General features: G+C 31.4%; 5 protein-coding genes and 1 pseudogene. 2 read left to right on the top strand and 4 right to left on the bottom strand.

Annotated features, from left to right (window positions below):
* Window positions 1-116: 116 nt before the first annotated feature.
* From CN514_RS08785 to CN514_RS08775, 3 genes and pseudogenes are all read right to left on the bottom strand, one after another.
* Entirely contained in the window at window positions 117-1,307 is a 1,191-nt protein-coding gene (locus tag CN514_RS08785) for a DUF445 domain-containing protein (protein WP_098232270.1), read from the bottom strand.
* 207 nt (window positions 1,308-1,514) lie between these two features.
* Entirely contained in the window at window positions 1,515-1,940 is a 426-nt protein-coding gene (locus CN514_RS08780; protein WP_098232269.1) for a GNAT family N-acetyltransferase, read from the bottom strand.
* Window positions 1,941-2,032: 92 nt separating this feature from the next.
* Window positions 2,033-2,740, bottom strand: a pseudogene (locus CN514_RS08775) (SPL family radical SAM protein); the annotation flags it as partial.
* Between the two features lie 129 nt (window positions 2,741-2,869).
* On the opposite strand from CN514_RS08775, the gene CN514_RS08770 reads away from it, so the two are divergent.
* Window positions 2,870-3,172 carry an HNH endonuclease gene (locus CN514_RS08770; RefSeq protein ID WP_353652062.1) on the top strand — a complete coding sequence of 101 codons (303 nt, stop codon included), beginning with the start codon at window positions 2,870-2,872 and terminating at the stop codon, window positions 3,170-3,172.
* A gap of 804 nt (window positions 3,173-3,976) precedes the next feature.
* Here the strand turns inward: CN514_RS08770 and CN514_RS08765 are convergent.
* A complete protein-coding gene (locus CN514_RS08765) occupies window positions 3,977-4,699 on the bottom strand; it encodes a DNA-methyltransferase (protein ID WP_098232268.1) in 723 nt (240 codons plus the stop codon).
* Between the two features lie 1,438 nt (window positions 4,700-6,137).
* On the opposite strand from CN514_RS08765, the gene CN514_RS08760 reads away from it, so the two are divergent.
* Entirely contained in the window at window positions 6,138-8,072 is a 1,935-nt protein-coding gene (locus CN514_RS08760; RefSeq protein ID WP_098232267.1) for a PhoX family protein, read from the top strand.
* Window positions 8,073-8,111: the final 39 nt, after the last annotated feature.

The raw sequence follows: 8,111 nt of genomic DNA, 5'->3' as shown, positions 1-8,111 counted from the left end.
TTAAAATTGTTGAAACAAATTAAAACTTTAAAATCGTTATTAAATATAAAAAAGTGAATATTAACATCAATAACACTTAATTTTGTTTTCCGTGTATACCGTTTTAGAATGAAGTATTATGTAAAAATCAATCTTAGGCTTGTCAGTACTAAACCAATAATAAATCCACAAACCGCTCCATTTACACGAATCCAAGTAATATCCTTACCAATTTTATTTTCCAATAAATCAGTTATTTCTTCAGTAGATAATTTTTCAATATTGTATCTTACTAAATCACTAATTTTGTGATGATATTTTTCAATTGTATTGGTTAATAGTTTCTTAAAACTTTGTTCAACATTATCTATCCAATTCGAATTTTTAATGAAACTGATCATTTTTTCAATAGCATTTAAAATAAATTCTTCATCATTCATTTTATTTCTAAGCAGTTTAATTGCTTGATCTACAATATATTCATAACCTTTATTTTTCCATTCATCCAATTGGCGAATAATGTTTTCATTCGATTTATTTTTTTCAGCTTCCATTCGAATAAACGATAAAATGAAATTCCTTCTGTCACTATTTGGGTGTTTTAATTCCGTTAGTAAATCGATTAATCCGCTATGTATAAATTCTGTTATCTTCTCTTCCCCAATCATTGGTAGAAAAGCTTTAATCATAAAAAACTTACGCTCGATAAACTGTATAACTTCTTTGCCGATTAATTCCTTAATATGTGGTAGGCTAACTGTTTCTTCGATTTTATTAATTAAAAATTCATATGTCTTTGCATCCCATTTTTTTTCAATAACGGTATCGACAGCTTTACTTAATAAGTTCTGAGATGATATGGAATCAATTGTCAGTTTAAATGTATTTAATAAAAATTCTTTGATTGTATCATCCTGAATAGATGCACCGAAATGCTTGATTGAATGAACCATTTTATTTCTTGATTCATCATTTTCAAGCATCTTTTCAAAAGCATTAATACCTTGATTAATCCAATCACGTTCTTCTACCTTTTCAATTAAACTTTCCTTACTTAGCCATTGATTATTAAGTGTGCTTAAAATCCCCTCTGTAATCTTCTTTCTATTTTTAGGCAATAAGGCTGTATGTGGGATCGGTATACCAAGAGGATGACGAAACATTGCAGTAACTGCAAACCAATCCGCAAGACCACCTACTAAAGCTGCCTCAAATCCACCAGAAAGGATTTGAAATAATTTAGTTTGAAACGGCATTGTTGCAGCGAAACCACAAGTTGCCACTATAAGCGAAATATTGGCTAGCCGTTTTGAATTCTTTTCTTTCATTTACTAAAAGCCTCCTGTATCTATTTGAAAATAGTATATCATTCCTTTAATCTATTTTCTAAAATCAATTCTTATAAATCATAAAAGATTTTGTCCGTAACCATAATTGTAAAGTTTTTTAAATTTATTATCAAAAAAGAGACTGTTTTCACAGCCTCAATGTATTGAGTATCGATCTGCTAACTAATTTTTAATCAGTTGAGTCAATTAAAAATTCAATTGAAAATGATGACATGTAATATTTAGATTATTTTTAAGATAAAACCTATGAGCATCGTAACGTTGTACCCCTGAATCTAGATGGAATTGTTCACAATTATTTTGTTTTGCTTCATTAATTAACCAGTTCCACAAAAGTTGTGCATAGCCCTTTTTACGATGATTTTCACTTGTGACTAAATCGTCAACATAAAAATATTTTCCCCATGCTAATGATTCTGTTATACGATAACCAGCAACAGCTGTTACTTCATCGTTTTCGATTACGGCCACAAGATGATAATTATTTGTGTTGATTAATCTGTTAATCGTGTTTACAAATTCATCTTCTCTTAAATGTGGACGTAATTGACTTACTGTTTGAAACGTTTTCAAAAAATCCGAACTACTTTTCATTATTTTTACTTCTGCCATCTTTTATCTCTCCATTCATAAAAAACGTTCTTCTATAAAAATACCATAATTTTCTATCTTTTTTTATGAATTGATGTTTTTTAATTTTGAGTTTATGGTTCGAAACCTTTTTGACTAATAAAAAGCTGATCCTCTGAAAAATATTTTTTAAACCGTTGATAAACTATCTGATAGGCATCTGGACCATACCAATCTTCTAGATTAAGCTCAGTATATTTTTTTACAATACCAAGACGACCTGTTCGTTTCCCTCCACTTCCGTCACCCATGAAAAAATCATCGATACAGATCCTGTGAACAATTTCCGATAACTTTTTTGGGAAATCCTCGCTACTGGGCAGAATTGGAGCGATAGTAGCTTGGGTTGGAATTCCAGCTTTTACAAGTTCTTCGATCGTTTTAAGTCGTGCATTAATAGGAGGTGCATTTGGTGAGAAAGACTTTCTTATTCCATCCAAATCAGTTTCAATCGTCATACTCACTCGTACTTTCTCCTTAAATAGCTTTAATAGATCAATATCTCTTTTTACAAGCGGACTCCGAGTTTGAACGAATAAAAAATCAGGTTGATTTTGCAGCATAACTTCTAATAGACTTCTAGTTAATCTTTCTTTAAATTCAATCGGTTGATATGGGTCTGTACTAGAGGACATAAAAATGGTTACTTTATCTTTGCTTTTTGCCTTTTTCAATTCTTTCTCTAGAATAGTAGGGGCACTCTGTTTAATATCAACCCAACTACCCCATTCTTTTTTCCGAAAAAGTGAAACAGGCATTTGCCTTACATAACAATTATCACATTATTCTTCAAATTTATAAAAGGGAACTCGCTACCTTTCACTTCAATTCCCTTTGAGAATATAAGGTTATTACTTATTTATTTCCTTTTATAGAAATCAAATTTAATTTAAAAACAAGTAAAACACAAGATAGGTTCTCACAACAAATATTACATATCTAAAGAAACCTGGGTAAATAACGTTAGACCACTCATTTGGAAAAGGGATGGAAAAAAATGTGTTAGATGTAGAATAAATTTATCTCTTAATGAATGTCATATAGACCATATTAAAAGTGGGAAATTCGCAAATAACTATTTTACGAATCTAAGGACATTATGTAGGAGATGCCATGTTTTAAGAGATGATAAAAATCATTTAGGAATGATTGCTAGTGCTTTGAGAGATGAAATTATCCCGACTGATTGGAGAAAGTATACCTGGGAGGGATAAGTTTAAAAAGTAAATGTTTTTAAGTTATTCTTTTGATACGCTAAAGTTATTAAGGTACGGTATGGTAAACTCTGACTAAGCAGATAATAATATAATAAAAAGGGATTAATAATATAGAACTACCATTTTGAGAGCACATATCAGTAAAATATCGAAACAGTGATTACTGTTCAATAGGATTGACCTACCTATTGCTGATGAGAATATGGTCAAATCTGGTATGGTTGGGTGCGGTTAGGTACGCCGCGGTTCGGTTACGTGTGGTGTGGTGTGGTATGGATATAAACAAAAGTCTAAGTAAAATTCTAGAAATAGATATTTAATTATTTCACAACATATTGCCTTCATTAGAAAAGTAGAAAAAGTTTTAATGACTTATTTGTTATTAGACTTATTTTTTATTGCTTTACTACCTTGTGTTTTAGTTCAGTTGATTAGTGATTAAATTTTATTCCCTTGATGGTAAAATAAAATCCCCCAATAGTAGACTGCCAATCCATTTTATGAGATAGGCTTTTTATAATGTCTACTATAAAGGGAAAATATCAATCTACCAAAACAAATCGGTCCATTTGGCTTAAAATTACTTTTTGTTTGGAGCTTACAAGATTTATACAAATGTATTTTTCAACTCATAGCAATAAATCTTCAAATTGACTTATGCAAAGCCATTAGATATAAGACAAAGTATAGCTTATTTCTTTATTAAACTTTTTTAGAGAGGTTAAATTATTATTAAAACAAAAAGCTTTTTATTGCTATATTGTGATATTTCAAATGCTTACCATTTTTTAAGAAATAGTTTCAACTTTTTGTTGCCTTGTTCAAAACATTGGAAGCTTTGTTAAAATATATACTATCTAATTCAATCCCAATAAAATTACGTTTTAGATTTATAGCAGCTTGTCCCGTGGATCCGGATCCCATAAAACAATCTAAAACTGTTTCACTTTCATTAGTATGAGTGGAGATAATTATTTCTAGTAGAGTAACAGGCTTTTGACAAGGGTGAAATCTAACTTTTCCACTTACAATTGGTGCTTCAAAATAAGCCTTATCATAATAGGCATTAAACGTTCTTTTCTTGCCCTTAGTATAGGAAATAAAATACTCTCTGGAATTAGATAAATAATTTACTTTTGCATTAATTGGGACAGGATTTGTTTTTTCCCAAATTCCAATTCTTGGTTGCTTTAACTTCAATTTTTCAGCGTTAAGCCTTATATCACTCATTTTGAAAATATCATAAAAAATTATCATTGTACCACCCGGAACAAGTACTTTCTTAAATTCTTGTAAAAGATTAAACCAATTTATTCTATTTTCTTCTAAATCCCACTCCCCAAACTCCATTGAAATGGATCCAAATTTTTTTTGATCACCACCTCCTTTACTAAAGTTTGTCTTTCTAGATATAAAATATGGCGGATCTGTGCAAATTAAATGAACTGAATTACTAGCAATCTTATTAATTTCTGAATAAGCATCTCCATTTATTAACTTTAAATCTATCTTATAATTTGTCATCAAAATTATCCCCAATCGAATTTAATTTCCTTAGTTGGCTAGGATATTTGAATTAAATTCTATTTATCAAAAGAAAAACTAGGGGACATACATACTTTTTAACAAATTTATAATTTATCTCAAAAATTTATTATCATTGTTCCCATCTTATACGGTAAAAAATATGTAAAGGAACCACATTATTCAATAAAAAAATCAATATTTATTTTTGTAAATTTTAAAGTAAATTATAAAATTTTATTTGTGGACGTAAAAGTTGAAGAAGATGAATAGGTTAACTACTGACAAAAATAACTAAAATTTTTATAATAAAATTTTCAAAACCAAATTCATGAAACAAAAACAGTAAAAAATTATTTTCTGCCCCACATCTGCCCCATTAGGTTTGTTTCATTCAAATTAAAGTTGTGTTATAAAACAAAAAACCTCTTGATATAAGAGGTTTAGGTTTGTTCCCAACTGGACTTGAACCAGCGACCCCTACCCTGTCAATTACAGAGTACGAGTATAATTCAGTATTTATGAATATTTTAGGTCAATAGAGTCCAGTAAATCAAGCGTTCGCTGCAAATTTATTCATTGTAAGTCTTTTAATTCTATTGTTTCTATTAAGTCTGTGCAATTTCTGTGCAATCAAAAAGTAACGCTTTATTATGAGGTAGGGTGAATTGCACAAATATGAAGTTGAAGAGATCATAGAATTTCACCATTAATTAAACACTTTGATATCAAAATACCTAGATGATTACATGGAGAAATATGACTACCTTGTAAATCTGCTTCGATTAAGCGAAGCGCTAGTAGATCATAGTAAAAATATAAATTACGATCCTACATTTAAAAAAAAACGAAAAAACGTATTTGGATGAATGAAATAAGTAAGAATAAATTTTTCACACTGTCTTTCTCTTATCAAGGCTCTGTAATAGTAAAATCCTTGAATTTAATAACTGAAAAAGGACTTACTTAATTTTGACAGTCCTTTCACAATTTTATTGAACTAATCTAAGTTAGTTCAATGAGAAATTTCAATTTGTTTAGCTATTAAATAATTTTACCAACCTATTTTGAATGGACTTATATTATAAAGAGTTTAGAAAAAAGTGGATAGCCTAATTATTACTATCCAGACTATATGTTTAGTTTGTAATTGACAATACATGAGATGTTGGTGAGTTTCAACGTTTATCACAATCATAATAATATCGATTGATTGTGCTCGAACATTATATTGCTCTTTTTCTCCATGGATATTTTTTAACTTTTTGTTGTTTGACATGTTTCGACTTATGGTGTGAAAAGATTAATTTGTCCTTCGATAACTTTACAAGGACTTAAACTAGTTTTACAAATCTTTAACCAGAAGGGAAACCCTAGTTTAATGTTCATTTGATTTAATAGAGTTGTGGAAGAAAATCAATTTGCCAGGAGGAGAACAATGAATAAAAAACATTTTATTAAAAAGGTGTCTGTGCTTGCACTAGGATTATCCATATCCATTCCAGCTTTGACACATGCTGCTGTATCAGGAAATGGTCATGTAACAATTGATTCTGTAAGATTTATTGGAATGGAAGCACCAAAAACGATTGATAAAATGGTTCAAACCTATACGAACGCATCAATGGAAGTGAAATATAGCAGTGGTGAAGTGAAGAATTTTCCACTTTCTTATAAGAGACTATTTAAATCTGAAGACAACGTAGCAATGAACAAAGGAAAGTTGATTCCAGCAGGCACACCAATTGATGTGAATGGTGACCCAATAATGGATATGAGTATTGAAAGCAAACCTACATATTATGTATCAGATGCCCCGGATTCAAACAGTTTATTGAAGCCAATTGACGGAAAACTATTCATGGTAACCCATTATGAATATCAAACAATCGATGCGGCTGGTAATTCAGCATATGGTATCGTTCCTGCATCCATGTCATTATCTACACTTCAACAAGATAAGCAAACGGGTGAATTGACACCTAAATCGGTGAAGAAAATTGATTTTTCAGGAGTAAATGGGCTTTGGATTCCATGTAATGGTTCCCTTTCGCCATGGAATACTCATCTAGGTTCAGAAGAGTATGAGCCGGATGCCCGCAGTTTTGAGCAAGATCTAAACTCTTCAGCAAGATCTTCGGTTGAAAGCTTTGCTAAGCTTTATTTCGGTGATAAATCAAAGGCGAACCCTTATTTTTATGGATTTATTCCTGAAATTAGTTTCAACAAAGAAGAGGAAGCTTCTGTTTCCAAACATTACAGCATTGGTCGTTTCTCACATGAATTAATGAAGATGATGCCTGATAACCGGACTGCTTTCTTTGGTGATGACGGTACTTATACAACGTTGTTCATGTATGTAGCCGATAAAGCGAAGGATCTTACTGCAGGTACGCTTTATGCCGCAAAATTCCACCAAACTGGTACTGATAATGGCGGAGCGGGTAACTTAGAATGGATAAAACTTGGCCATTCGACCGATAAAGAAATCAAACAAATCATCGACAGCGGTATCAAGTTCAGCGATATGTTCGAAACATCCGATGTTCCAAAAGAAGGCTTTAAAGCCATCAAGCAATATTCGTACGGTAAAACTGAATATTTAAAATTGAAGCCTGGCATGGAAAAAGCTGCTGCATTCTTAGAATCACGTCGATATGCAGCAATGCTTGGTGCGACTTCTGAATTTAATAAAATGGAAGGTGTAACTTTAAACGAGAAAGATAAAAAGGTTTACATTGCGTTTTCCGATCAAAGCAATGGAATGGTTGCAAATGCTACGGATCCAGTAGATGATATCAAACTTCCAAAAATTAAATCAGGTGTTACGTATCAATTGGATTTAACAGACAACCAAAAAGATAGTACAGGTGAAAAGATTAATAGTATGTATATCGCTGCTAAAATGTCTGGGTTAATTGTTGGTAAGGATATGCCATCAGCAGATGCATATGGAAACACTGCTGATGTCAATTCAGTAGCTAGTACTGATAATCTAAGTTATTCTGAATCATTAAGAACATTATTTATCGGTGAAGACAGCACAATGCATACCAATAACTTTGTCTGGGCTTATAACGTAGATACAAAGGAGCTATCTAGAATTTTATCAGTCCCAGCTGGAGCTGAATCAACTGGTTTGTTTGCGGCCGATGACCGTAACGGATTCTCTTACATTATGAGTAACTTCCAACATCCAGGGGATGAATTAGAAGGGAAGAATATTACTGCAGTCGATAAAACTGCATTAAAAAAGGCGATGGAAAAAGAAATAGGAATAGATCGCACTGGTGGAGTAGGCTATATTTCCGGGATGCCTTTTGTAGGTGACTTCCAAAATACCAACCGTGATGTAAAAAATGATTTGAAATAATAATAATTAGAATCAAGTTGTTTATCAAAAACATTCTTC

The sequence above is a fragment of the Bacillus sp. AFS001701 genome (assembly GCF_002559405.1).
Taxonomy (GTDB): domain Bacteria; phylum Bacillota; class Bacilli; order Bacillales; family Bacillaceae_G; genus Gottfriedia.
The sequence above is the reverse complement of the archived record's forward strand: the minus strand, read 5'-3'. Positions and strand labels throughout refer to the sequence as shown.

Bases quoted from the DNA above. Each gene is read 5' to 3' on its own strand.
- CN514_RS08785 (WP_098232270.1), bottom strand. From the start codon at position 1,307: ATGAAAGAAAAGAATTCAAAACGGCTAGCCAATATTTCGCTTATAGTG.
- CN514_RS08780 (WP_098232269.1), bottom strand. From the start codon at position 1,940: ATGGCAGAAGTAAAAATAATGAAAAGTAGTTCGGATTTTTTGAAAACG.
- CN514_RS08765 (WP_098232268.1), bottom strand. From the start codon at position 4,699: ATGACAAATTATAAGATAGATTTAAAGTTAATAAATGGAGATGCTTAT.
- CN514_RS08760 (WP_098232267.1), top strand. From the start codon at position 6,138: ATGAATAAAAAACATTTTATTAAAAAGGTGTCTGTGCTTGCACTAGGA.